General features: G+C 70.6%; 18 protein-coding genes. 10 read left to right on the top strand and 8 right to left on the bottom strand.

The annotated features are described in order from the left end of the window. Nucleotides 1-59: 59 nt before the first annotated feature. Together CcI49_RS24625 and CcI49_RS24620 are read right to left on the bottom strand one after the other, a co-directional pair. Nucleotides 60-1,484 carry a HAMP domain-containing sensor histidine kinase gene (locus CcI49_RS24625; protein ID WP_083749688.1) on the bottom strand — a complete coding sequence of 475 codons (1,425 nt, stop codon included), beginning with the start codon at nt 1,482-1,484 and terminating at the stop codon, nt 60-62. A gap of 6 nt (nt 1,485-1,490) precedes the next feature. Next, entirely contained in the window at nt 1,491-2,174 is a 684-nt protein-coding gene (locus CcI49_RS24620) for a response regulator transcription factor (RefSeq protein WP_076829673.1), read from the bottom strand. Between the two features lie 396 nt (nt 2,175-2,570). Here CcI49_RS24620 and CcI49_RS24615 point away from each other — a divergent pair, with 396 nt between their 5' ends. Together CcI49_RS24615 and CcI49_RS24610 are read left to right on the top strand one after the other, a co-directional pair. Continuing rightward, nucleotides 2,571-2,972, top strand: coding sequence for a nuclear transport factor 2 family protein (locus CcI49_RS24615; RefSeq protein WP_076829669.1), 402 nt, complete (start codon nt 2,571-2,573; stop codon nt 2,970-2,972). Between the two features lie 192 nt (nt 2,973-3,164). Further along, nucleotides 3,165-5,480, top strand: a complete 2,316-nt coding sequence (locus CcI49_RS24610; protein WP_158230810.1) for an MMPL family transporter — start codon at nt 3,165-3,167, stop codon at nt 5,478-5,480. Between the two features lie 121 nt (nt 5,481-5,601). Here the strand turns inward: CcI49_RS24610 and CcI49_RS24605 are convergent, their stop codons facing one another. After that, nucleotides 5,602-6,369: an ABC transporter permease gene (locus CcI49_RS24605; RefSeq protein ID WP_054571397.1), complete on the bottom strand. Its 768-nt coding sequence runs from the start codon at nt 6,367-6,369 to the stop codon at nt 5,602-5,604. Nucleotides 6,370-6,554: 185 nt separating this feature from the next. Here CcI49_RS24605 and CcI49_RS24600 point away from each other — a divergent pair, with 185 nt between their 5' ends. Next, nucleotides 6,555-8,159 (top strand): AMP-binding protein, encoded by a 1,605-nt coding sequence (locus tag CcI49_RS24600; RefSeq protein WP_076829662.1) that lies wholly within the window; start codon nt 6,555-6,557, stop codon nt 8,157-8,159. 54 nt (nt 8,160-8,213) lie between these two features. Beyond that, a complete protein-coding gene (locus CcI49_RS24595; protein ID WP_076829657.1) occupies nt 8,214-8,621 on the top strand; it encodes a VOC family protein in 408 nt (135 codons plus the stop codon). 281 nt (nt 8,622-8,902) lie between these two features. Here CcI49_RS24595 and CcI49_RS24590 read toward each other — a convergent pair whose 3' ends face one another. Together CcI49_RS24590 and CcI49_RS24585 are read right to left on the bottom strand one after the other, a co-directional pair. After that, nucleotides 8,903-10,954 (bottom strand): serine/threonine-protein kinase, encoded by a 2,052-nt coding sequence (locus CcI49_RS24590; RefSeq protein WP_076829653.1) that lies wholly within the window; start codon nt 10,952-10,954, stop codon nt 8,903-8,905. Between the two features lie 67 nt (nt 10,955-11,021). Further along, nucleotides 11,022-12,584: an MFS transporter gene (locus tag CcI49_RS24585; RefSeq protein WP_076829650.1), complete on the bottom strand. Its 1,563-nt coding sequence runs from the start codon at nt 12,582-12,584 to the stop codon at nt 11,022-11,024. A 117-nt stretch (nt 12,585-12,701) separates the two neighbouring features. Between CcI49_RS24585 and CcI49_RS24580 the strand changes: the two genes are divergently transcribed. Continuing rightward, the gene (locus CcI49_RS24580; RefSeq protein WP_076829647.1) at nt 12,702-13,595 is read left to right on the top strand and encodes a LysR substrate-binding domain-containing protein; all 894 of its coding nucleotides are present in this window, start codon (nt 12,702-12,704) and stop codon (nt 13,593-13,595) included. A 145-nt stretch (nt 13,596-13,740) separates the two neighbouring features. Here the strand turns inward: CcI49_RS24580 and CcI49_RS24575 are convergent, their stop codons facing one another. Beyond that, nucleotides 13,741-15,000: a hypothetical protein gene (locus CcI49_RS24575; RefSeq protein WP_054571391.1), complete on the bottom strand. Its 1,260-nt coding sequence runs from the start codon at nt 14,998-15,000 to the stop codon at nt 13,741-13,743. An 11-nt stretch (nt 15,001-15,011) separates the two neighbouring features. Continuing rightward, nucleotides 15,012-16,523, bottom strand: coding sequence for an alkaline phosphatase D family protein (locus tag CcI49_RS24570; protein WP_054571390.1), 1,512 nt, complete (start codon nt 16,521-16,523; stop codon nt 15,012-15,014). Between the two features lie 406 nt (nt 16,524-16,929). Between CcI49_RS24570 and CcI49_RS24565 the strand changes: the two genes are divergently transcribed. Beyond that, nucleotides 16,930-18,465 carry a hypothetical protein gene (locus CcI49_RS24565; protein WP_241840217.1) on the top strand — a complete coding sequence of 512 codons (1,536 nt, stop codon included), beginning with the start codon at nt 16,930-16,932 and terminating at the stop codon, nt 18,463-18,465. Here CcI49_RS24565 and CcI49_RS24560 read toward each other — a convergent pair. After that, nucleotides 18,389-18,982, bottom strand: coding sequence for a TetR/AcrR family transcriptional regulator (locus CcI49_RS24560; protein ID WP_054571456.1), 594 nt, complete (start codon nt 18,980-18,982; stop codon nt 18,389-18,391). The genes CcI49_RS24565 and CcI49_RS24560 overlap by 77 nt on opposite strands. Before the next feature lie 385 nt (nt 18,983-19,367). Here CcI49_RS24560 and CcI49_RS24555 point away from each other — a divergent pair, with 385 nt between their 5' ends. The 4 genes from CcI49_RS24555 to CcI49_RS24540 all read left to right on the top strand — a co-directional run bounded on the left by CcI49_RS24555 (nt 19,368) and on the right by CcI49_RS24540 (nt 24,225). After that, a complete protein-coding gene (locus tag CcI49_RS24555; RefSeq protein ID WP_054571388.1) occupies nt 19,368-20,189 on the top strand; it encodes a helix-turn-helix transcriptional regulator in 822 nt (273 codons plus the stop codon). A 265-nt stretch (nt 20,190-20,454) separates the two neighbouring features. Then, nucleotides 20,455-21,801 carry an ROK family protein gene (locus CcI49_RS24550; protein WP_083473951.1) on the top strand — a complete coding sequence of 449 codons (1,347 nt, stop codon included), beginning with the start codon at nt 20,455-20,457 and terminating at the stop codon, nt 21,799-21,801. A gap of 225 nt (nt 21,802-22,026) precedes the next feature. Then, nucleotides 22,027-22,956 (top strand): TauD/TfdA family dioxygenase, encoded by a 930-nt coding sequence (locus CcI49_RS24545; protein WP_054571387.1) that lies wholly within the window; start codon nt 22,027-22,029, stop codon nt 22,954-22,956. Nucleotides 22,957-23,190: 234 nt separating this feature from the next. After that, complete coding sequence (locus CcI49_RS24540; RefSeq protein WP_054571386.1) at nt 23,191-24,225, top strand: PhnD/SsuA/transferrin family substrate-binding protein; 1,035 nt, start codon at nt 23,191-23,193, stop codon at nt 24,223-24,225. The last annotated feature ends 15 nt before the right edge of the window (nt 24,226-24,240 follow it).

Here is a 24,240-nt window from a genome sequence, read left to right as displayed (position 1 = left end):
TCCGGTTCAGCTGGCGAGTGCCGGTATGTTCCCGTGCCAGGCTTGCCCTTACTTGAGGGCTAGATGCGGGTCTGCTGGAGATCTTCGGCTATGGGCAGTTCGATGCGGACGGTGGTTCCGTGCTCCGGTGAGGTGTCGAAGGCGAGCTTGCCGTCGTGGGCGGCGACGATCGCCGCCACGATCGGCAGGCCGAGTCCCGAGCCGGGCCGGGAGCGGCTCGCGTCGGCCCGCCAGAACCGGTCGAACGCCCGCTCGGCATCCCGCGGGCTCATCCCCGGCCCGGTGTCGCTCACCTGGAGAACCGCCGTGCCGCCGGCTTCGCCTGCCCGCACCGACACCGACACCGAGGCAGTGGGCGGGGTGTGCACAAGCGCGTTCTCCAGCAGGTTGGTGAGCACCTGCCGCAGCGCCACCTCGTCCCCCTGCACGTCGACCGGGTCGCACACGTGGCATCGCAGCCTGCGGGACGGATACCGCTCCGACACCTCGCGTTCGGTGTTGCGGACCATCGTGGCGAGGTCGACCTGCCCGTGCTGCCCGGCTGCGTTCTCGTCCAGCCGCGCGAGGAGCATCAGGTCCTCCACGAGGTCCGCCATCCGGCGGCCCTCCCGCCCGATCCGGCGCATCGTCTCGTCAAGATCTTCGCGTTCACGCAGGTGCCCCTGCCCCCACAGTTCGACGAGCCCTCGGACCACCGAGACGGGCGTGCGTAGTTCGTGTGAGGCGTCGGCGGCGAAGCGCTGGAGGCGATCCCGGCTCTCCTGCTGTTCGTCCAACATGACGTTGAAGGCGCGAGCCAGGTGACCGGCCTCCGACCGGCGTGATCCCATTGTGTCCACCCGCCGCGAACGATCACCGGTGGAGATCGCGTCGGAGACCTGCGTCACGCGGGCGATGGGACGCAGGCCCAGCCGTTCCACCCAGTAGCCGGCGGCAGTCAGCACGGTCAGTACGAACGCGCTGACGGCGAACATCGCTGACCGGATCCGTCCGGTCGCGGCCTCCACTMCCGCCAGCGACTGGGCCAGCAGCACATCCCGGTCACCGGTGCCGGCGACGAAGACCACTCGCCACCGTTGCGGTCCGGACGACGAGCTCACGGTCACCGCGTGCAGCGAGGTCAGCGGCCGTGCTCCCCCCGCCGGCACCTGGGGTGCCTGCCCCGCAGCGACCGCCGGCTCGAGTATCACCGTGCGCCGGTCGCCCGAGAGCACCGCCACGTAGAAGTAGTTCAGACCGTTCTGCACGCTCCGGATGGCCGAGACCGCGTCGGGAAGCGCCTCGGCCGGCCCGGCAGGTGCCGGCAGGTCGGGCAACGGCCCCGCCTCGCCCAGGGACACTGCTGCGGCCGCGCCGGTGGTGAGCTGCTGGTCGATCTGGGCGACCTGGGCCGTCCACACCGACTGGATCATGAGAAAGCCGGCGATCGCGAGAACCCCGAGCACCACCCCGCCGGCGACTGCCAACCGTAGCCTGAGCGTCATTCCATGTCATTCATCGCTGAGCCGGTAGCCCACGCCGCGCACGGTGTGAATAAGGCGCGGAGAAAAGGCTTCGACCTTCTTCCGCAGTGACGAGACGAAGGTCTCGACGACCGTGGACTCACCGTCGAAGCCGAAGTCCCAGACGTGGTCAAGAATCTGTCCCCTGGTCATCACCCGCCCCGCGTTCCGTAGCAGGAAATGCAGCAGCTTGTACTCGGTCGGCGACAACACGACAGGCCGGCCCCCGACGGTGACCCGGTGGGCGTCCTCGTCGAGGCTCAGCTCGCCGCAGGTCAGGACGGATGCCTTCGTGACCGCGCCGTGGCGGCGCAGGATCGCCCGGCCTCTGGCGACGAGTTCCTCGACGCTGAACGGCTTGGGCAGGTAGTCGTCGCCCCCGAGAGTGAGCCCCCGCACCCGGTCATCGAGGTCACCACGAGCCGACAGGAAGATGATGGGCACGTCCATCCCGGCGGCACGCATCCRCCGGCAGACCTCGAAACCGTCGAGGTCGGGCAACATCACATCCATGATGACGAGTGCGATCGGGGTGTCGCCGCCGGCAACGCGTAGCGCCTCGCGCCCGGTGGAGACCTCGATCACCTCGAAGTCCGCCAGCCGCAGCGCCATGGCGACAACGTAGGAGACGTTCTCCTCGTCTTCGACCACCATCACGGGAACGGGCACCATTCGCCCATCATGACGACGGGCTCGCCGGGCGGCGTAGGTCGGCCCGCTCGTTGTGACCTGGCGTGATAGGCCGCTACGGCGCAGTGGCTGATCGCTGGCCGTGCCTGTGCCCCCGCGAGTGCCGATCTTCCGGCCAGGATGGGCGCGGCGGTCGCCCCCACGGTCTCGTCCGAGCTGGTTCCGCGACGATCCGCCGGAGCCGCCCACCGCAACGGCATCGCCAGCAAACCCGCAACCAACGTTCAAGTACCGGCAAGCCTGGCGCGCGAACATGCTGATCGTGTGGAACATCCCGATCACCGCACCCGCGAGCGTCGCGAGCGCCACGAGCAGCCCGCAACCCGGTGAGCGGTACGGGAGCGGATTTCCCGAGACGGAAGGTGGCGGACGACCGGAATGAGTGCTGATTTCGAGACCCGTATCAGGTGGCGGTTCCAGGAGGGTTTCGACCAGTGGAACCACGGCTATGAGGCGTGGCTGAAATGGTGCGACACACTGTACGAGCCGGATGCCCACTACAACGTATACAGCGAGCGACTGACCCTGCAGGAATACAAGGACATGATGGGGCAGCTGTTCGCGGTGTACGACATCGAGCTGGGACAGCTGGACAACGTCCTGATCGAGGGTGAATGGGGCGCAATTCGGTACTCGGTCTACATTCTTGACAAGACGACCGGTGCGCGGTCGGAGCTGAAGACCATGGAGTTCGTGCAGTTCAAGGACAACCCGGAGCCGATGGGCGCGCGAGTGGTCGAGGGCTGGGCCCTGTCGGACAATCCGCTCTCCGCGGGGTGACCGCGAAGACCAGCTGTCAGCTGCTCGCCGGCCGACCTGCGTGTCACGACGTACCGCGGTCGACGAGATGATGTCTGAAAGACGTCCACGGAGGTTCCTGTAGACGTTTTCCCTCAGACCTTTGGCCGTCGGAACCCTCGTATGTATGACGGGTACGACGAAGGATTCGGCTCTGCGCGGCCCCGTTTCCGCGTGCGCGTTCTCGTGCGCTGCCGCTGGCTGGTTCTGCTGGGCTGGACAGCTGTCGTCCTGGCGTCGGCCCTTTTYCTCCGCGACTCCGATACTCGGTACACCCAGGAGGTGGCTCCGGCTGACTCGGATTCCGCGCAGGCGATGGACCGGGTCGCGGCCGCCACCGGAGGCAAACTCCCGGACACCGAGACGCTGGTGCTCAGGGCGCGGCGCGGGACCCTCGACGAACCTCCGGTGCGGGACCGGATGGCCGTGATCGTTGCCGAGCTGGCCAGGCTGCCTGGTGTGGCTCTGGTCGGCGACCCCGCGGGGCCGCTGGGGCGGGCGATGCTGGGCCTCGATCCCGTCTCCGCCGACCGGCGAACCGCTCTGATCGCGGTGATGATGAAAGCGGACGCGCTCGCGCCCGATCTCGACGCGGTACATCGTCTGCTCGAGGTGGCCCGCGCCTACGATGATCCGCAACTGCAGATCGAGATGTCGGGACCGGGCGTCACGATGCTCGAGTCGGCGGACGTCTCGCCGGTGCCCCTGGCCCTCGCCGTGCTCGCCTCGATCCTCCTGGTAGGCGTGACGTTGCGGTCCCGGGTGGGAGTCCTGGTCTGCCTGGTGCCGGCGGCGACGTCGGCCGTGCTGGCGGTCGCCGTCGTGTCCTGGCTGGCCCGCTCGGCGGCGCTGACGTCCTTCGCGCCTGTCATCGCCGCGGTGCTCGCCTTCGGCACCTGCCTGGGCGGCGCGGTCGTCATCGTCTACCGGACGCAGTCCGAGCTGCTGCGCGGCGAGGACCGCGTCGAGGCGGTCCTGATCGTCATGGCCACGTCGGGTGGGGCCGTGATCGTCGGAGGCCTTGGGCTGAGTATCGCCATGCTCGTCGTCGGCGGCCTCAGGCTGGGCGGTTTCGAGCAGGTCGCGTCTGCCGCAGCGGCCGCGGCCTTGGTGACCGTCCTGGTGATCGTGACGATGCTGCCGGCGCTGCTCGTGGTCGGCGGCCTGAGGCTGCTGGGCTGGGCCGAGCGTCATCATCTCGCGACCGTCGGGACCGGGCTCGGGCGTCGCCCAGGGCTACGGTCGTGGTGGGCTGCCCAGGCCGGACGGCATCCCGCCGTCATCACCGCCGCGGCCGGCGTTCTCCTGGTGGGGCTGGCCGCCCAGAGCATGGGGCTTCGTGTCGGTGGCGGTGACGCCGGCAGCGAGACGACCTCGCTGACGTCACGACGCGCCTATGACCTGATCAGCCAGAACTTCGGCGCGGGGGCGAACGGACCGGTCCTGGTGGCCGTCGATGGGGTCCGTGCCGCAGCCCCGGGCGTCGGGGACGCCGTCACACCTTCGAGGATCGCTGCCGTCATCGCAGGCGTACCCGGAGTGAGGAGCGCCGAAGTATCGCTGGCTGACGACAGCCGGGGGACCGCGATCATCCGGGTGCTGCCGACGACCGGCCCTCGTACCTCCCAGGCCAGCGAACTCGTCAGCAGGCTGCGCGACGACACCCTCCCTCCACTGCTGGGCGGAACGGCGGCAACCGCCCACATCGGTGGCCCCACCGCCCTGTTCGACGACGGCGCCGCCACCTTCCGTGCCAGCCTTCCGACATTTCTGGCGATCGTGCTGGCCACCAGTGCCCTGGCGACGTTTCTGCTGGCACGTTCGATCGTGCTGGCCGTGGTTCTCGGCGCCTCCAGCACGCTGTCGGTCCTGGCCGCCGCGGGCATGCTGCGGGTTCTCTTCCAGGATCAGCGGTTCGCCGACATGCTCGGGGTCACCACCAGCCCGGTCGAGCCCTTCGTGCTCGTGCCGGTCATGGTCTCGGTCTTCGGGCTGTCCCTCGGAATGAACCTCGCCCTGCTCGGCCGACTTCGCGAGGCCGGTCAAGCCGATCCCGGCAGTCTCCGCGGAAGCCGTGACCTCTCGCGACGCCGCGGTGCGCCACGCGACCTGTCCGGAATCGACCGTGACCACGGCAGTGACCACATCCGACGTGGGCACGCAGCCCTCGGCCACGTCATCCTCACCATGAACACGATCATGATATTCACGTTCGCCGCTATCGCCGCCCAACCACCTCGGACCCTCAAGATGATCGGGTTCGGGATGGCCGCCGGCCTGGCCGTCGACGCGCTTGTGCTCCGCACGGCGGTGCTGCCGGCGGCCACACACCTCGTTCACCGCCGTCAGAAGGATCATCCGATGCGGCCCAGACCGGTCGTGACCGAGGAGATCCTGGACCCCGAAACCACCGTGCCCCTGTTCACCGGCCACACATCAGGGCGACACCGCAACCGAACGCGGTGTGGTCATGGACGCGATGGGCGCTGACCGGATCGGTGCGGCGCCTGGCGGTGGTGTGGTGGATCAATGATCCGAACAGACCTCGCTGCGGATGCTGTGGGGGACCGCGGCGGAGGTGGGCCATTGGCACCTCGCCGGTCCGCGAGTGTTACGGATCACTGTGGTGGCCGGGCCGCTTGTCGCCGGTGGAGGGAAGTACCCGGGGCGCTCCGAGCAGGTGGGCGAGGGTCACGGCGGCGACCGTCTCAGCGGTGAGCAGGCCGGTCAGGATGACGATCTGGAAGCGGGCCGCGTCGGCCGGGCTCGCGCCGCCCAGCAGTGCTCCGACGAACGCGCCGGGCAGGGTCACCAGTCCGGTGGTGCGGGTCTGGTCCAGAGCGGGCACCAGCGCCTCGCCGACGGCCTGCCGGGCGATCTGCGCGCAGGCCTGCCGCGGGGTGGCGCCGAGGGCGAGCCATCCTTCGACCTCGTCGCGGCGGCGGACGAGCCCGTCGGCCAGTCGGCGGCCGACCAGGGTGCAGGCCGTCATGGTGCCGCCGAAGACGCTGCCGGACAGGGCGATCAGGTGCCGGGTCGACGGGTCGAGAACCGGCACGGCGAACACGATGCCCAGGGTCACCGCGGCGCCGGCCACGCACGAGCCGGCCACGGCCGGCAGCGGACGGTGGAAGGCCGTCAGCCTGCGCGCGGCGGTGATCACGGCGGCGGTCAGCATCACGGCCAGCGCCGCCACGGCGGCCGGTGGGGCCGCGAACACGCCACGTAGCGCGAGGCTGACCAGCGTGAGCTGGATGACGGCCCGCACCACCGCGGTCGCCACCGCCGGAGCCCGGTCGACCCGGGCCCACAGCAGGCACCCGGCTGCCACCGCGACCAGGCAGCCGAGCCCGATGACCAGATGCGCGTCCATCGGCATCGACCGGGCCTCCTCGCTCGCCGGATGGCTGGACGACCGGGCGACCTGGCGATCTCGTAGACCGGACGACGAACCAGCATGACCGACGTCGCACCGGCCGGGATGTCATAGGTCATCGGCGGGCGCTTTCAGCGGGTCACCGCGGTTGATGGCGTCGGCGACACCTGGGAGGAGACGATTCACCCGTGGACGGACATCCCGCGTCACCCGTGAACGGTCCCCCCACTCCGGCCGCGGCGAACAGCCCGGTGCCGTCCGGGCAGGCCGTTCCGGCCGTTCCGGCTGCGGCTGCGGTGCCCGTGCTGCCCGCGCCGTCGTCATCACCGGTGCGGCTGCCCGACACCGTCCGGGAGGCCGGCCGGAGGTTCGGCGCGGCCACCGCCCTCGTCGAGCCGGACGGAGCCCGGCTCAGCTTCGCCGACCTCGACCAGCGCTCCGACAGCGTCGCCGCCGGCCTCGCCGCCCGCGGGCTCGGCCCCGGTGACCGGATCGTGCTCCGGCTGCCGTCACGCGGCCAGTACGTGCTCGCCTACCTGGCCGCGGCGAAGCTGGGCGCCGTCACCGCCGGGGTCAACCCGGCCCTCGCACCGCCCGAGCAGGAGCGGCTGACCGAGTCCGTCGATCCGAAGCTCGTGCTGAGCGAGTCCGGTGAGGTGGACGAACTGCTGCGCTGGGCGCGCGGGAGCGGCGCGCGTACGCCGGTTCCGGCCACGCCGCCGGCTGACCCGGCCCGCCCGGTCGCGATCGTGTTCACGTCCGGCACCACCGGAACGCCCAAGGCCGCGGTGTTCACCGAAGCCCAGCTGGACGCGGTGGTCCTGATCGACACGGGCCGGGAGTGGGCGGGGACGCCCGGCGAGCCGATGCTCAGCTCCACGCAGTTCGCCCACGTCGGCTTCATGACGAAGCTGCCCTGGTATCTGCGCCGGGGCCTGCGCATCCATCTCCAGGACCGCTGGGATGCCGGGCGGACCCTGGCCCTGCTGGCGGCGCAGCGGGTGCCGGTGGTCAACGCCGTCGCGCCGCAGCTGGCGCTCATGCTGCGCCATCCGGACTTCGACGGTTTCGACCTGTCGGCGGTCCAGATGCTGGTCGCGGGGGCCGCTGCCTCGCCGCCGGCGCTCGTCGCCGAGGCCCGGCGCCGGTTCGGGGCGCCCTACTGCGTGCGGTACTCGTCCACCGAGACCGGTGGCTGCGGCCTGGGCACCGCCCCGGACGCCGACGACGACGAGGCGATGCACTCGGTCGGCCGCCCACGACCGGGGATCAGGGCCGAGATCCGGGACGACGACGGCCGGCCGCTGCCGACGGGTGAGGTCGGCGAGCTCTGGCTGCGCACCCCGAGCGCGATGGCCGGCTACTGGCGTAACCCGCAGGCCACCGCCGAGGCGCTGGTCGACGGCTGGGTCTGCAGCGGGGATCTGGCCCTCGTCGATGGGCGGGGCCTGGTCCGGTTGCGTGGCCGGAAGAAGGAGATGTACATCCGCGGCGGCTACAACGTGATCCCGGCTGAGGTGGAGGCGCTGCTGAGCACCCATCCACTGGTCGCCGAGTGCGCGGTGCAGCCGCGGGCCGACGAGATCCTCGGTGAGCGTGGGGTGGCGGTGGTCGTGGCGCGAGACCCGGACCGGCCGCCGACGCTCGCCGATCTCACCGCCCACCTGCGTGGCCAGCTGGCTACCTACAAGCTGCCCGAGGATCTGGTCCTGGTCGACGCGCTGCCCCTCACCCCGCTTCACAAGATCGACCGGTCTGCGCTGGCCGGTCTGGTGGCCCGCACCAACACCTGACGGGTCGATGTCAGACTGTGGTGAAGCCGGTGTTCCGAGTGAATCGAGGACGCAGTGCCAACCACCGCGGGATTCAACCACGTCGCCACGCTTACAGCCGATCTTGACAATATTGTGAAGTTCTATTCCGACGCGTTCGAAGCCGTGGTGACCTTCGAGATGGCGGCGCGAGAAGGCCACCCTCGGATGGCGATTCTCGACCTCGGCKGGGGTGCCGCGCTCAACGTCTTCGAGGTGCCGGCCGAGGAGATCATCGGAGAGCGGCGCCGCATCGGCGGGCGGGGGCCCATCGACCATTTCGGCCTGGCGGTGGACTCCCTGGCCACCCTGGAGGCGACCCGTGACCGGCTGCGCGAGCTGGGCGCCGACATCGGGGAGATCCAGCGCCTCGGCGCCGAGTGGTCACTGTTCTTCCGCGACCCGGACGGCATGGAGCTCGAGGTCTGCTGCCACGCCGGCTGACGGCGCGACTGGCTCGCCGACGCCGGCCCGGTCGGCTGGATCGACCGGCCCCGATTGGAATCCTGCGCCGGAAAGCGCCAGCAATTCGCGTCAATAGTGACAAACGGGACGCGCGGTCGCTTTACGATCCGCAAGAAGTGAGGATTTCGGTTGCTGTGGCAGCCAGAATCCTCACTTCTTTCTCGGAAGCGGCAACGGCGGCGCAGCCGTTGCGGTCACTCAGCTGCCAGGCGGACTGACGGGTCGGCGACGACCGGCTCGGTTCAGGCAAAGGGCCGGGATCAGCAGTTGTTGGCCTGCAGGTGGAGCTCGACGGGCTGGGAGATGACCAGGTCGGTCCCGGGGGCCGGGGACTGGGTGATGACCGTCAGCAGGGCTGTCGAGCCGAGGCATTCGTATATGTAAGGGATGTTGTTGAAGCCTCGTTGCTTGATCGCGGCGGCGGCCGCGCTGAGGGACAGCCCTCGGACGTCGGGCACCTTCGCGCAGTTGTTCGCCTCGACCTGCAGGCGCACCGGCGCGGAGCGGTCCAGGCGCGTGCCGCCGGACGGATTCTGGCTCACCACCCGCCCGGCGGAGCCTCCGTAGCAGTTGTACAGGTATGGAAGGTTGTTGAAGCCGGCCTGTTTCAGGGTGGCCGCGGCGCCGTCGAGCGTCTGGCCGACCACCCCCGGGACGGTGCCGCGCCCGTCGTCGGTGGGCTGGGCCGGCGGCTGCGCGGTGGGCTGGTTGGCCTGGTTCGGCTGGGTCTGGTGAGCAGGCTGGGGGACCGCTTCCCTGGTCGGACCCGGACCGGCGGTCGCGACGTCCGTCGTCGCGGACGGAGACGGCGCCCCGGATGGCGAGGCGGTCCCCGAACCGTTCGCTGCCGCCGACGTGGCTGTCGTCGTCGCCGCTGTGCCGGTCGCTGTCGCTGGCTTGCCGGGCCCTGCCGACGCCAGGGGGTTCACCACGGCGGCGGTGCTGCTGCCCTGGTCGCCGCCCCCGCCACCGGCCGCGGCCAGGGCCCATGACCCGGCCGAAATGAGCACCGCCGCCGCGGCGGCGACCCCGACCCATACCGGCCATCCGGGACGGGTACGGCCCGAGGTTGCGACTGGAACCGGGGCGGGGGAGGCGTCCTTCGACTCCGCGTCCGCGCCGATCGGGGCCGCGCCGCCGTCCGCCGGCCTGTCGGTCGGCGCCGGGGAGCCGCTGCCGATCACTGGGGAGAGAAGAGTGTTGAGCGTGGGATCGGCGGTGGCGGGCAGGGCCGTGGCGGGCTGGGCGGCGGTGGGTGGGGACGTGGCGGGCAGGGGGGTGGTCAGCCGCGGCGAGATGATCGTTTCGTCCGAGATGGGCGGCTCGGTTGCCCCGGCCGCTTCGGTTGCCCTGCCTGCGTCGGTTGCCCTGGCTGCGTCGGCTGCCGTCTTCCCGGCTGGGCCCGATCCGCCAGTGGAGATCATCGTCGCGTCCGGATCGTTCAGGCTGTCTGGTCTGACCGGTTCATCCGAACTGTTCGGATCAGTGGTGGTGGTCGGTGCCCCCGGCAGCGCGGTCGTGAGTTCCAGCCGGGCCTGGCCGGCGGTGCCCGGCCGGTCGGCCGGCGTCTTGGCGAGCAGGCGGGCGAGGGTGGGCCAGAGCGTGCCCGGCAGCTCGTCGAGGGGCGCGGGCGTCTGCTCCAGGTGCGCGCGCAGCATCGCGATCGGGTGTTCCGCGTCGAACGGGGGCCGGCCGCTGAGCAGCTCGTACAGGACGACCCCGAGGCTGTAGAGATCCGCTGAGGGGGTGGCGCGGGTGCCGTCCGAGAGCTCCGGTGCCATGTAACGGGGGGTGCCGATCAGCCCGGTGAGCCGGGTCATCGCCGGCCCGTGGGCGAGCCGGGCGATCCCGAAGTCGGTCAGCATGGCCCGCGGGCGGCCCGGGTCGGTGGTGTCGACCAGGATGTTCTCCGGTTTGACGTCGCGGTGCACCACCCCCTGGCGGTGCACGGCGCCCAGCGCGTCGAGCACCTCGGCGGTCAGCCGCACCGCTTCTGCCGGCTCCAGCGGACCGTGGCGGCGAAGGTGCCCACGCAGGTCGACCCCGTCGACCAGGTCCATGACGATCGCCAGCGTCCCGCCCTCGGCGACGAGATCGCGGACCTTGACCAGATGCGGATGGTCGAAGGCGAGCAGGACCCTGCGTTCCCGCAGGAACCGGTCGACGACCTCGTCGTCGTCCGCCAGCTCGGCGCGCAGGATCTTGACGGCGACCGGCGTGCCGTCCGCCTCCCGCTCGCCGCGCCAGACCTCACCCGTAGCGCCGCGGCCGAGCCGCTCGCTCAGGACGTAATGCGAACCGAGCCGGCGCATGGCCGACACCCCCCGCCGTCTACCCCCATTGGCGAGACAAGAGTGTAAGCGCAGCTAACGGGGCAAGTCAGGACGTGGCCGGCGTCGCCGCGGGCCCGATCGCGGCTGCGTGGTCCTGAGCCGGGACGGACCCCGCGCCGCCACCGCCGCCACCGCCGCCGTGCGGACGCATCAGGTAGGCGACGGCGAGGCTGGCGACGACGCCGACGGTGCCCGCGACGACGAAGGTCATCTGGAGCGCGCCGACGGAGGCCGCGTGCAGGGCCCCGTCCAGCGCCTGGCGCGCGGTGGGCTCGCTCGCGCCCAGGAGCTGGCGGCTTCCCCCACCGGCGACGGTGTGCGCGACCTGCGCCGCGGCCGGGACGTCCCGCTCGGCCAGGATGGCGTGGGCGCGTGCGGCGAAGACGTTGCCGAGCACCGCGATCCCGATGGCGTACCCGAGCTGGCGGGCGGTGTTGACCGCGCCGGCGGCCATGCCGCCACGCTGCGGCGGAACGAAGGACATCGACACCGAGCCGAGAATCGGGATGACCAGGCCGACGCCGAGGCCGATGACGGCGAAGCCGGGCAGCAGCGCCGGCCAACGTGCCGATCCGTGGACGAGCGCGGCGACGAGCAGCGCGCCGAGGCCGATGAGCAGCAGACCCAGGGAGATCACCCGGTCGGGTCGCCGTTCGTGCAGGATGCGGCCGAGGCCGGCGGACACGGCGAACGCGGCGACCGAGAGCGGAATCCCGGTGAGCCCGGCGCCGAGCGGGCCCATGCCCAGCACGGACTGCAGCCAGATGGAGGAGTAGGTGAAGGCCGCGAAGGCGGCGAAGGTCAGCAGCAGGCCGGTGAGCAGTACCGCGACGAACCGCCGGTCGCGCAGCAGCGCCAGGTCGAAGAGCGGCTCGCGTACCCGGGCCTCGACGGCGACGAATCCGGCGAGCAGCACGGCGGATGCGGCGAGCAGTGACCAGACCACGGCGTCGGACCAGCCGTCCTCGTTCGCCCGGATGAGCGCGTAGGTCAGGGCACCGGCCGCGCCGGTGAACGTCGCGATGCCACCGAGATCGACGCGGACCCGCCGCGGCGGGTGGGTGTCACTCAGCGCCGTCAGACAGAGGCCGATCGCTATCACGCTGACCGGCAGGTTCACGAAGAAGATCCAGCGCCAGGAGACGCCCTCGGTGAGCAGCCCGCCGAGGATCGGCCCGATCGCGCTGGACGCGCCGGACACCGCCCCCCAGACACCGTAGGCGGTGCCGCGGTCACGCCCGGTGTAGGAGCTGTTCAGCAGGGCGAAGGTCGTGGCGAACATCGCCGCCGCACCGACACCCTGGACCGCGCGTGCGGCGACCAGGGTGCCGGGCCCGGGCGCGAGGCCACAGAGCAGGGAGGAGACGGCGAACAGCCCCAGCCCCGCGATGTACATCCGGCGATGCCCGACGATGTCGGCGATCGAGCCGACCCCGAGCAGCAGCGCCGCCAGGGACAGCGCGTAGGCGTCGATGACCCACTGCAGCGCGCTGAGCGAGGCACCGAGGTCGGTCACGAGGTCGGGCAGGGCGACGTTCACGATCGTGACGTCGATCAGCAGCATGAACGTTCCGAGACAGACTGTCAGCAGCGGCAACCACTTGCGCATGGCGGTACCTGCGTTCCTCGTCGGCGAGTCGGGGATCGGAGCCCCTGGCCGTAACGTTCTCGTGCTGGGAATCAGAAGTCCAACGGATGATTCTTCTAGGATCTAGAATCCTTGGTTATGGAGTTGCGGCAGCTGGAGTACTTCGTCGCGGTCGCCGAGGAACGGAGCTTCACCCGCGCGGCCGAGCGGGTGCGGATCAGCCAGTCGGGGGTGAGTGCGCAGATCCGGCAGCTCGAGCGGGAGCTCGGCGCTGACCTCTTCGACCGGTCAGGGCGGGTGACCGCTCTCACCGCGGCCGGCCGGGCCGCGCTGGAGCATGCTCGCGCCACCCTGGCCGCGGCCAGCGCGGTGGGCCACACGGTCGGTGAGGTGACCGGCCTGGTCCGCGGCCGGCTGGCCCTCGGCATGATCTCCGGCTGCACCCTGGAGCCGCTCTTCGACGCGCTGGCCGCCTTCCATCAGGCGCGTCCGGGGATCGAGCTGACCGTGCGGGAGGACCGTTCCGACCATCTGATCGAGCAGACGCGCGCCGGGGCGCTGGACGCGGCGCTGGTGGGCCTGGCCGGCGCCGCGCCGGCGCCGGACGGGCTCGACGCCTGCGTGGTCGTGCGGGACCGTCTCGTCGCGGCGGTCCCCGCCGGGCACCCGCTGGCCCTCCGGGGCGGCGGTGTCCTGCTGCGCGAGGTGTGCGAACACCCGCTGGTGTGCCTGCCCGCCGGTACCGGCCTGCGAACGATGATCGACCAGCACTGTGCGGCCCAGGAGATCCGGCCGACGATCGCCCTGGAGGCCAGCGCGCCGGACGCACTGGCCGCGCTGGCCATCCGGGGTCTCGCGGTGGCGGTCATGGCCGAATCGATGATCGCGGGGCACCGCGCCCTGCTCACCGCCGTGACGATCACGGATATGACGGTCCCGGCGGTGCTCGCGCTGGTCTGGCGTGCGGAGCGAAATCCCGCGGCCGGCGAGTTGATCGGCTACTGCCGGCGGGCCTTCGCCACCGTGCGGTGATGCGGGTCGTGCGGTGATGCGGGTCGAGCGGTGACGCGGGTCGAGCGGCGGTGCGCCGAGCGGCGGTGCGGGCTCCGGTGGGCCGTACGCGACGACCCACCGGAGCCGAACCGTGCCTGGCTGAGCTGATCGCCCCGGCCAGCCGCTACCAGGTGCTGTTGACCAGCCCGGTGCCCAGGTACACCTGGTCGAAGGTGTTGCCGTCGTGGTCGTCGGTGTAGGCGATCACGATCTGGCCCCACGCGTTGACGCCCAGCGCCGGCTCGTCCTGCTTGCCGGCGATGGTGGTGTGCACCCGCAGCTGCGGGAGCCGGCCGGTGCTGGTGCCGTCCACGTTGAGGCCCTGGGCGTAGACGTCGGCGCCCTGGGCCCAGGCGACCACGGCGCGCCGCTGGTCGTCGATGCCGGCCTGCGGGTCCGCGCCGGGCAGGATGACCTCCGGGCCCGCCACGTTCGCCGCGCTGAACGACCGGGCACCGACCTGCGCGGTGCCGTTCTGCGTGGTCTCCCAGGCGACGACGTAGTCACCGTTGAAGTTCGCCGCCACCGACGGGCGGTCCTGGTCCCCGGCGGTCGCCACGTTGGCGATGGTCTGGGCGACCTTCACCCCGCCCGACGGCGTGTACACCTTGCGCCCGACGTTGTACGAGCCGTTGCCGTCGCCGTCCTCGTCCCAGACCACGATCGCGTTGCCGACGGCGTCCTGGGCGACGTCCGGCCGGTGGTGGGTGCCGCCGGCCGTGTTCACCTGGACCTCGTAGGTCTTGGACGAGATCGACGCGTACCCGGACAGGCGCACCGTCGGTTCCGTGCCGGTCTGGACGTCCTCGAAGGCGACCGCGAAGCCGGCGGTGTCCGGGTCCGCGGCGACGTGCGCGTTGAGCTGCTGCCCGGTGGAGTCGGCGTTCGCCTGCGCGGATCCGGTCACCGTGCCGGCGGTGTTCACCGCGCGGACCGTGATGTTGTAGTAGCCGTTGCCGTCCGGGTCCTCCGCCCAGATGACCACCGCGGTGCCGTCGTCGTGCAGGGCGACGTCGGGCTGGACGTGCCGCCAGTTCCCGCTGCCACCCGTCGACAGCTGCTTCTCGTACAGGGACGTCCCGTCCTTGTAAAGACGGAGGTAGACCTCGGTGTGCAGGGTGTCCTCGGGGGCGGTCGTGTCGCGGTCGTCCTCCCAGACGACGGCCGTGTAGCCGTTGCGGGTCGCGGACACCTCCGAGGTGTCCTGGTCGCCGGTGGCGTCGGTGTTGGCGACCGTCCAGGTGACGTCGGCCGTCGTGGTCCCGTCCGCGAGCGCGGTGCCGGTGAGCGGGCCGGCGAGCATGCCGGCGAGGGCGGCCGTCGCCGCGGTGCCGATGACCGCGACCCGGGTGATGCGCCTGTTGCGCGTGTTGCGCCTGTGCATCGCTGCCCCCTTCAGACCGTCTGGAGGCCGGGGTTCCCGGCCTGGATCACGTAGCTCTGCGCCGTGCTGACCGCCAGGCCGCGCACGGTGACCTGGTTGAGCACGCGGAAGTCCACCGTCATCTGGGCGGGGGTGGTGACGGTGCGTACGTAGCCGCGGCGGTTCCAGTTGAACTTCACGTGCGGGTTCAGGGTGGACAGGCCGGTGCCGGCGCCGGTGCCGTCACCGCCGGAGGTGATCGAGGTGGTCACCAGCTCGGTGCCGATCACCTGGTTCTGCGTCGTGTAGTTGTCCATGATGTTCGCGGCCCAGTGCTGGTGGACGTCCCCGGTGAGCACGACGACGCTGTCGTTGCCGGTGGCCTGCCAGCCGGCCTGGATGCGGCCGCGGTTGGCGGTGTAGCCGTCCCAGGCGTCCATGCTCTTCGCGCCGGCGGCGGAGCTCAGCCGCTGCGCGAAGAAGACCTGCTGGCCGATGATGTCCCAGGTGCCGAGGTGCTGGCCGAGGCCGTTGAGCAGCCACGTCTCCTGCGTGGCCCCGGTCAGCGTGCGGCTCGCGAGATCGGCGTCCGCGCAGACCTGCGTGCCGTCGCCGCAGGCCTGGTCGTCGCGGTACTGCCGGGTGTCGAGCATGTGGAAGGTGGCCAGGCTGCCCCAGCGCAGCCGCCGGTAGAGCTGCATGTTCTGGCTGACGGGGATCTGCGCCGAGCGCAGCGGCATGTGCTCGTAGTACGCCTTGTACGCGGCGGCCCGCCGGGCCGTGAAGTCCCCGGCGGGGGTGGAGTTCTCCCGGACGAGGTTCGCGTAGTTGTTCTCGACCTCATGGTCGTCCCACACCGGGATCCAGGGTGCGACGGCGTGCGCGGCCTGCAGGTCGACGTCGGTCTTGTAGAGGGCGTGCCGCACCCGGTAGTTCGCCAGCGAGGTGATCTCCGCGCTCGGCTGGTGCGTGCGCACGCCGGAGCTGCCGGCGCCACCCTCGTAGATGTAGTCGCCGAGGTGCAGGATCAGGTCCGGGGTCTCCTCGGCCATCCGGCGGTAGGCGGTGAAGTAGCCGGCCTCGTAGTGCGAGCAGGAGGCGAACAGCATCTTCAGCGTGGGGCTGGTGCCGACGGCCGGCGCGGTGCGGGCGCGGCCCACCGGGGAGATCTGGCCCGACGCGCGGAACCGGTACCAGTACTCGCTGTTCGGCTGCAGACCGCTGACCTCGACGTGGACGCTGTGCGCCCAGGCCTGGACGGCGGTCGTCGATCCGCTGGCGGCGAGCGTGGTGAAGTACTGGTCGGTCGCCACCTGCCACTCCACGGTGACATTGGCGCTCGACATTCCGCCGAGTCCGTCCGCGTTGAGAGGACTGGGCGCGAGACGGGTCCACAGAACGAATCCGTCCGCGGTGGGCTCGCCGGAGGCGACACCGAGAGTGAAGGGGTAGGACGCGGCCCGGGCGATCGAGACACCCGCCAGCGCAGTTCCCACTCCCGCCATCCCGCCGAGGATGACGGTGCGTCGGTTGAGTTGGGTCATGGGAGGGTTTTTATTGGCCGCCCGGGAAAGGGGTGGCGCGGTCCGAAAATGTTCACGCGCCGTTGGTTCGCCCGATCCGGGGCCCAATCCCCGCCAGCTGATCCGTCATCTGTCCGATGCCTGGCGTGGTCTGGTCGCGCACCACGATTCATGCCTGGGGGGCGGTCGTCGGGTGTCCGGCGCGCCCGCTCCGGGCCGGTGCCTCGATGCGGAGCCGATACCTCGGGTGCGCAACGGTGCACAACGGTGTGGAATGGTGCAAAACGGAGCGTGCTGGGTCGGGTAGCTGACGGTAGTCGGTGTCGGTTGGTGGCAGTCTCGCCCGGATTTGCTGTCTTTGGCCGGGAACGCTACGCTCCGGACCGTGCCCGGGCACGCCTCCACCCATCGTCCAAAGCACCGCGCGGTGCGCCGCGGGGGCGCGTCAAAGGGTGTCTGGGGCCGCACCGGCGGCTGGTGGCACTGCCTGTTTGCAGCGCTCTTTCTCGGTGCTCTCGCCGTGCGGTTGGCCGCGGTTTTCGGATATCGACCGGCGCTTTGGTTCAACGACAGCTACGACTATGTCGGCGTGGCCCTGCGCCCCGAGCCCTATGCCGTCCGGCCAGCCGGTTACAGCATGTTCCTGCGGGCTTTCCTCCCGTTTCACAGCTTTGAGCTGGTGGTGCTGGCGCAGCATCTGATCGGGCTTGCCGTCGGGGTCGGAATCTACCTGCTGCTGCTGCGGCTGCGCAGCCCGGCCTGGCTCGCCGCGGGCGGTGCCGTGCCGCAGCTGTTCGATGCCTACCAGATCGCGCTGGAACACATGGTGCTGTCCGAGACGCTTTTCACCGCGCTGTTGTTCGGCGCTGTCATGTGCCTGCTCTGGAACCGCCGGGTGGGTGTGCTGGGAGCGCTCGGCGCCGGCCTCGCGCTGAGCGCCGCCTCGGTGACCAGGTCCGTCGGCCTGCCCCTGGCGCTGGTCGCGGCGCTGTGGCTGGTGGCCAGATGGCCCGGCTGGCGGTCCGTCGGCGTCTTCGCGGTGGCCCTGACACTGCCGCTGGCCGCCTACAGCGGCTGGTACAAGGCCGAGCACGGAACATTCGCGATCTCGGGCAGCACCGGGATCTTCCTCTACTCCCGGACGGCGACGTTCGCCGACTGCGCCGTGATCGACCCGCCGCAGAAGCTACGGGTTCTCTGCCCGGCCGAGCCGGTGGGCGAGCGGCAGCAGCCGTCGAACTACATCTGGCACGGCGACACACCGCTGTTCGACGTCCCCGGCGAGACCTTCAGCCCGGAGAAGGAGGAACTGGCGCGCCAGTTCGCCACCGCGGCGATCACCCGGCAGCCGTTGGACTACCTTCGCACCGTCGCCCACGACTTCAGGCGCACCTTCGAATCACGTCTGGCGGACTATCCGAGCCGGATGGTGGCCCAGCGGTACCTCTTCGCCTCCGCGACGATTCCCCTGCAGGGCAAGGACCGGGAGGCAGTCGACATGCGCGCCTACGAGCGCGGCGAATTCGCCACCACGGTGCATTCCCCGGCCGCCCGCTGGCTGGTCTCGTATCAGCGTGACGTCCGGGTGCCCGCGCCGGCGATCGGCATCGCGCTGCTGGCCGCGTTCGCCGGCCTGGTCCTGTCGGTCCGCGATCGGACCAGGCGCGCACCACTGCTGCTGCTGGCCGGGGTCGCGCTGCTCGCGCTGCTGCTGCCGCCGGCCACCGCGGGCTTCGACTACCGCTACGTCCCGCCGTCCTTCCCGTTCCTCGGCGCAGCCGTGGCACTGGCCCTGACCACCGTGCTCCGCTTCCGTCAGGAGCGCCGGGACCGTCAGGAGCGCCGGGACCGTGGTCAGGAGCGCCGGGACGGCGGGAACGGCCCGGTCAGTGCTCCTCGGCCGGATCCAGCGCCTCCAGCCACAGGTTCACCAGTTCCAGGGTCTCCTGGTGGCCCATGGTGATTCCCAGTGCACGTTCCATGACCAGGATGCGCGATATGCCGGTCATGAAGAGGGTCGCCACCAGCGGGTCGATCTCGGCCGGAGCACCGCCCCGCGCCTCGAGGGCCGCTGCCAGCGCGGCGCGTTCCGTCTCGCGGAACCGCTCCGCGTAGGCCGCGATCTCCGCGCGGATGGCCTTGCGATGGTTGGCGAGTGCCATGAACTCGGTGAGCAGCGCGGTCCCACGCGGATCGATGTCGATCTCCCACAGGGCCCACAGGTGGCGCGGCTCGCGCAGGGCCGCCTGCTGCCGAGCCAGGTTCGCCTCCGCACCGCGCCGGAACACGGCCAGAAAGAGATCGTCCATCGACCGGAAGTAGTAATGCACGAGGGCGGGCTTGATCCCGGCCTGGGCCGCGACCCGCCGGGAGCTGACGGCGGCGTACCCCTCATCCAGCATGATCTGGGCAGTCGCGTCGAGCAGGGCTGTACGGGTCCCGGACTCCTCGCTCCCCTGGCGGCGTTGTCCTGAACTCATGCCGGCGATCCGCACGCGTCCGCCGATGGTGCCGGGCGCGCTCCGATCCGCCGGACGCATCGAACGCGATGCCTGATCGCTTGATTTCTGGATGCTGGCAGGCCAGGCATCCGCCCAGCATAGTGAGCCTCTTCCGGCTCTCGCTACATGATCAGGGATGCCGCCGGCCCGAGTCGACGACGGAAAGGCCGGTGTTGATCGGTGCCGTGGGTGGCCGACGGACTTCGGCCGGCCCGGGTCTGCCGGCCCGGCGGGCCCGGCAGACCAGCGTGGCCGGGAATTCGGCCTTCACCACCGGCCCGGGTCGCCTATTCTTACCCGGGTGGCCGCTACCGTCTATTCGGCTGACAGAGCTGCTGAACCGGCCAGGATCGGCGTCATCGACATGCGCCGAGGGGGCCACGCGCTCGCCGGCAGCTACCTGCACGACGGCACCGCCCTGGTAACCGGCTGGCATTCGCACAGCCTGCACCAGATCGAGTACGCCGTCGCCGGCGTCGTCGAGGTGGAGACGGAGAGCGCACACTATCTGCTCCCGCCGCAGCAGGCCGCCTGGATTCCCGCGGGCCTGGAACATCAGGCGACGCTCAACCCGACCGCCCGGACGATCTCCGTCCTGTTCGATCCCGGGCTGGTTCCGCGGCCGGGTGACCGTGCGCGCATCATCGCCGTGCCGACCCTCATCCGCGAGATGATGATCTATGCGTTGCGCTGGCCGATCGCCCGTGCCGGCGACGACCCGGTGGCACAGGGTTTCTTCCGGACCCTCGGTCATCTCGTCGCGGAGGCGCTGGACCATGAGGCTCCGCTGAGCCTGCCCACGACGTCCGACCCCGTCGTCGCGGCGGCGATCGCCTACACCCAGACGCATCTCGACTCCGCCTCCGTCGGCGCGGTCAGCCGTGCGGTCGGCGTGTCGGAGCGGACGTTGCGCCGGCAGTTCCAGGCCACGCTCGGCATGTCGTGGCGGCACTACGTCCTGCAGGCGAGGCTGTTGCGTTCGATGGCGCTGCTGGCGAACCCGGACCTGTCGGTGCTCGAGGTGTCCACGGCTGTGGGCTTCGAGAACCCGAGCGCGTTCGCGCGGGCCTTCGCCCAGCACTGTGGGGAGAAGCCGTCGTCCTACCGCCGGCGGGCCGGCGCTCTCCCCGCGGACGGGCCGGTCGCGGGCCTGGGCGCGGCGCCGCTGGCACCGGCGCGGGGCTGACCGCACACCCCGGAGATTTGCCCATATCTACACCGAACTTGTTGACAATATGAGGTCGGTGGCCTAGCTTCTCCTCTCATGGGTGAGCACTCGCATCTCGTCTGTCGTGCTCATATCGATCTCCGGCGCGTCGCCAGCGCGCTCTGTCAGACCACGCGCTGACGGCGACGCTTCGCGCCCGCGAACCGCTCGTCACCCGTCACCCGTCACCCGTCTGGGCGGGCGACCGTCTCTGCAGTGGACGACACGCGCGTAGGAGGTTCCCGTGCCCGGTCCGCGCACGAGCTCACCCGCCACGAATCCGCCCGTTGCCAGGCCCGACATCCCGGACGCCGGCCGCGACGGCCAACGGTCACGCGACCGGCCGCGGGGGTCGGGCTCGGCCGCGGCCGTCCTGCGTGCGGTGCTCGACCACGGCCCGGTTGCCCGGAGCTTCATCGGCGCGGCGACCGGGCTCAGCCCCGCGGCGGTGTCCCGGCAGACGGCGGACCTGATCTCGCTGGGTGTGCTGCGGGAGCTGCCCGCCGCGGCCTGCGGGCCACGTGCGGGCCGGCCGAGCGTGCCGATCGACGTCGACACCGACACGCATCTCGCCTGCGGTGTTCACATCGCCGTCCCCATCCTCACCTTCGGCCTGGTGGACCTGCGAGGCCGGACCGTGGCCAGGGAGGAGCTACCGCACAGCGGTGACGCCGCCGAGCTGATCAACCTCATCGCGCGTGGTCTGCCGCGGTTCCTTCAGCGGCATGCCGGCCGCCGCCGGGTGCTGGGTCTCGGTGTGGTGACCGGAGGGCACGTCGATGGCCGGACCGGCACCGTCGTCGAGCATGAGCCGCTGGGCTGGCGCAACCTCCAGCTGGGGCCGCTGCTGGCGGCCCGAACCGGTCTGCCGGTCCGGGTCGACAGCCACGCGCACGCACTGGCCGAGGCCGAGATCCTCTTCGGTGAGCCTCGTGCCCGGTCCAGCCTCGTCCACCTGTTCGTGGGCAACGTGGTGGACGCCGCGATCGCGACCGAGGGCGTGGTCCACCGTGGCCTGCGCTCGGCCGCCGGGGGAGTGGCGCACCTGCCGGTTCCCGGTGCGCGACAGCCCTGCCCATGCGGGGAGCGTGGCTGCGCGCAGGCGTCGCTTTCCGACCGTGCGCTGCTGGCGAGGGCGGTCGAGCGCGGGATCCTGCCGCGGCCGGACCCGATGCTGCTCCAACAGGCGGTCGCGGCGGGCGAACCGGCGGCGGTCGAGCTGGTACGCCGCCGGCTCGGTGACATCGCCAAGGTGGTCGCGACTCTGCTGGACATGCTCGACCCGGAGCTGCTGGTGCTGACCGAGCTGGGAGTGCTTTTCCAGCCCGCGCTGCTGCCGGACCTGTTCGAGGAGATCGCCGCGCATTCCCGTTCGTGCCGGGATCCGGAGCCGGTCGTGCGGCCCAGCAGCTTCGGGGCGGACGTGCTCGCGGTCGCGGCGACGGCGGCCGTGCTCAACTCCGTGCACCGAAGCCCGCGGACGCTGGACGCATTCTCGCGTAATCCAGTTCTCGCGGCCGGGGCGGCCGGGGCGGCCGGGGTGTCTGGTGGGGCTGTACCCGGTCGTTTCCCGGAAGCGGCGCTGAAATAATTCCATTCGATCAGAAAACATTGACCAGGGTTGTCTGGTCATCTGATGATGAATAGGCGGGATGGTTCGCCCCGGAAGGGGTTGTCAGGCCCGCTCCAGGGTGCCGGCCGATAATTTCTGGGTTTCTTTCCGGGGATCTGGCCGGGTGATGTGACGCGCCTTTTCTGTGTGCGTTCCACTGGAATTCCGTGTTAGCTTCCGCTCGCCGAGAGGGTGAATGTGCAGATGGCTGGAGCCGTCCAGAGCATCGGTATCGATGTCAGGCCGTTGTCGGGGTACACCGGAGCGGAGATCCACGGGGTCGATCTGCGGGAGGATCTCGATGACGCGACCATCGCCGAGATCCGTTCCGCCCTGCTGACCTGGAAGGTGGTCTTCTTCCGCGACCAGCACCTGGACCACGCGCAGCAGGTGGCCTTCGGCCGGCGGTTCGGCCGGCTCACCGCGGCGCACCCGCACGAGACCGAGCCGCCCGCGGATCACCCGGAGATCCTTCCGATCGACAGCCGGCGGTACGCGAAGCTCTTCGGCGACCGGCGGAAGGCCACCTACGACAACGGGTGGCACACCGACGTCACCGCGCTGGTCAACCCGCCGGCCGGCTCGATCCTGCGTGCCGACATCGTGCCGCCCTACGGCGGAGACACGGCGTGGACGAACCTGGTCGCGGCCTACCAGTCGCTTCCGGAGCCGCTGCGGGTGCTGGCCGACAGCCTGCGGGCCCGGCACAGCTTCAGCCTGCCGATCTTCGAGGGCGGCGAGTACGGACGGCGGATCCAGTCGAACCCCCTGGTGGCGATACACCCGGTGGTGCGAGTGCATCCGGAGACCGGTGAGCGCGCGCTTTTCGTGAGCCCGAGCTTCACCGCCCGCGACAACGACATCATCGGTCTTTCGCCCCGCCAGAGCCACCGTGTTCTCGAGTTGTTCTACGAGCAGATCTCGCGGCCGGAGTTCACCGTGCGATTCAAGTGGAACCCCGGCGATGTCGCGTTCTGGGACAATCGGGCCACGGCCCATCTCGGTCCGTCCGACCTCAGCCACCTCGAGTTCGACCGTGTTCTCTACCGGGTGACCATCGAAGGTGATGTTCCGGTCGGCGTCGACGGGCAGGAGTCCGAACTGGTCGCCGGGCAGCCGTTCCTCGGCAGCTGAACCGCCGCAGGCCGTACCCGCAACGGGTGCGGCCTGCGCCGTTGGCGCCTGACCCGTGCGCCACTGCCACCCTCCGCCCCTCCGCCCCTTTTCCTCTGTTTCCTCGGCGCCTTTCTCGGCTGCTTTCCTTCGGCGCCTCTTCCTCCCGTCCTCCCGCCCTTCATCTCACTGCATCGTCTGCCTGGCTGTCGGTATCGAACAGATGCCGACGGCTCCTTTCACCTGGAGACATTCATGCGCCATCGACGGATCCGCTGGCGGTGGCCGGTGCTGGCCCAGGCCGGCCTGGTCGCCGTTCTCGCCTTCGGCTTCGCCGCCTGCGGTGGGGACGACAGCGGTTCCACCGGTTCCAGCGGGTCCGCCGGCGGAACCGCCGGAACGCTGCGTATCGGTGACCAGAGCAAGTCGCTGGAGCTGCCGATCACCCTGTCCGGCCAGGGGCAGGGGACGTCCTACAAGCTGAACTGGAACAACTTCGCGGACGGGCCGCACATGAACGCCGCCTTCAGCGCGGACCGACTCGATGTCGGTTTCATGGGCGACACCCCGGTGCTGTTCGCGAACGCCTCGGATGCCGGCGTGGTCGCCGTGGCCGTCTCGGAGTCGTCCGTGAACTCCCAGACCATCTTCGTGCCGAAGGACTCGGACATCCGAGACCTCGCCGGCCTGAAGGGGAAGCGGATCGCGTTCACCCAGGGCACGTCGCTGCACGGCTATCTGCTCAACCAGCTCGCCTCGGTCGGACTGGACCAGGACGACGTCAAGGTCGTGAACGTTCCGGCCGCGAGCATTGGTGCCACGTTCGCCTCCGGCGAGGCGGACGCGGTGGTCTACGTCCGCCAGTTCGGCGCCGCACTCGGTCCAGACGCACGTGAGCTGAAGACCAGCCCGCTTCCGCAGTACTCAGTGCTGCTCGCGGCCAAGGACGCACTCGCCGACCCGGCCCGCCGCGCCGCGGTGACGGACTTCGTGCTCCGCCTCTCCCGCGCCTCGACCTGGCCCAAGGAGCATCCGGACGAGTGGGTGCAGAAGTACTACGTCGAGACGCTCAAGCAGGACCCGAAGGCTTCGCGCACCTTCTTCGACAGCCTGCCCAGAACCAGGTACACCCCTGTCTCCGACTCCTTCATCGAGAGCCAGCGGGTGCAGGCGAAGCTGCTTTCCGCAGTCGGTGAGCTGCCGACCTCGCTGAGCGTCGACAACGAGATCGACAAGGATTTCAACCTGGAACTGCGGGACGCGTTCACCGCCGCGAGCCTGCCGCTGTGAACGGCGATCGCCCGG

It is taken from the genome of Frankia sp. CcI49 (genome assembly GCF_001983215.1).
Taxonomy (GTDB): domain Bacteria; phylum Actinomycetota; class Actinomycetes; order Frankiales; family Frankiaceae; genus Parafrankia; species Parafrankia irregularis.
Note: the sequence above shows the minus strand (reverse complement) of the source record. Positions and strands in the feature narration are given on the sequence as shown.

Coding starts and splice junctions, on each gene's coding strand:
- CcI49_RS24585 (WP_076829650.1), bottom strand. CDS start 12,584: ATGCGCAAGTGGTTGCCGCTGCTGACAGTCTGTCTCGGAACGTTCATG.
- CcI49_RS24560 (WP_054571456.1), bottom strand. CDS start 18,982: ATGAGTTCAGGACAACGCCGCCAGGGGAGCGAGGAGTCCGGGACCCGT.
- CcI49_RS24555 (WP_054571388.1), top strand. CDS start 19,368: ATGCGCCGAGGGGGCCACGCGCTCGCCGGCAGCTACCTGCACGACGGC.
- CcI49_RS24615 (WP_076829669.1), top strand. CDS start 2,571: ATGAGTGCTGATTTCGAGACCCGTATCAGGTGGCGGTTCCAGGAGGGT.
- CcI49_RS24540 (WP_054571386.1), top strand. CDS start 23,191: ATGCGCCATCGACGGATCCGCTGGCGGTGGCCGGTGCTGGCCCAGGCC.
- CcI49_RS24580 (WP_076829647.1), top strand. CDS start 12,702: ATGGAGTTGCGGCAGCTGGAGTACTTCGTCGCGGTCGCCGAGGAACGG.
- CcI49_RS24545 (WP_054571387.1), top strand. CDS start 22,027: ATGGCTGGAGCCGTCCAGAGCATCGGTATCGATGTCAGGCCGTTGTCG.
- CcI49_RS24575 (WP_054571391.1), bottom strand. CDS start 15,000: ATGCACAGGCGCAACACGCGCAACAGGCGCATCACCCGGGTCGCGGTC.
- CcI49_RS24570 (WP_054571390.1), bottom strand. CDS start 16,523: ATGACCCAACTCAACCGACGCACCGTCATCCTCGGCGGGATGGCGGGA.
- CcI49_RS24605 (WP_054571397.1), bottom strand. CDS start 6,369: ATGCCGATGGACGCGCATCTGGTCATCGGGCTCGGCTGCCTGGTCGCG.
- CcI49_RS24590 (WP_076829653.1), bottom strand. CDS start 10,954: ATGCGCCGGCTCGGTTCGCATTACGTCCTGAGCGAGCGGCTCGGCCGC.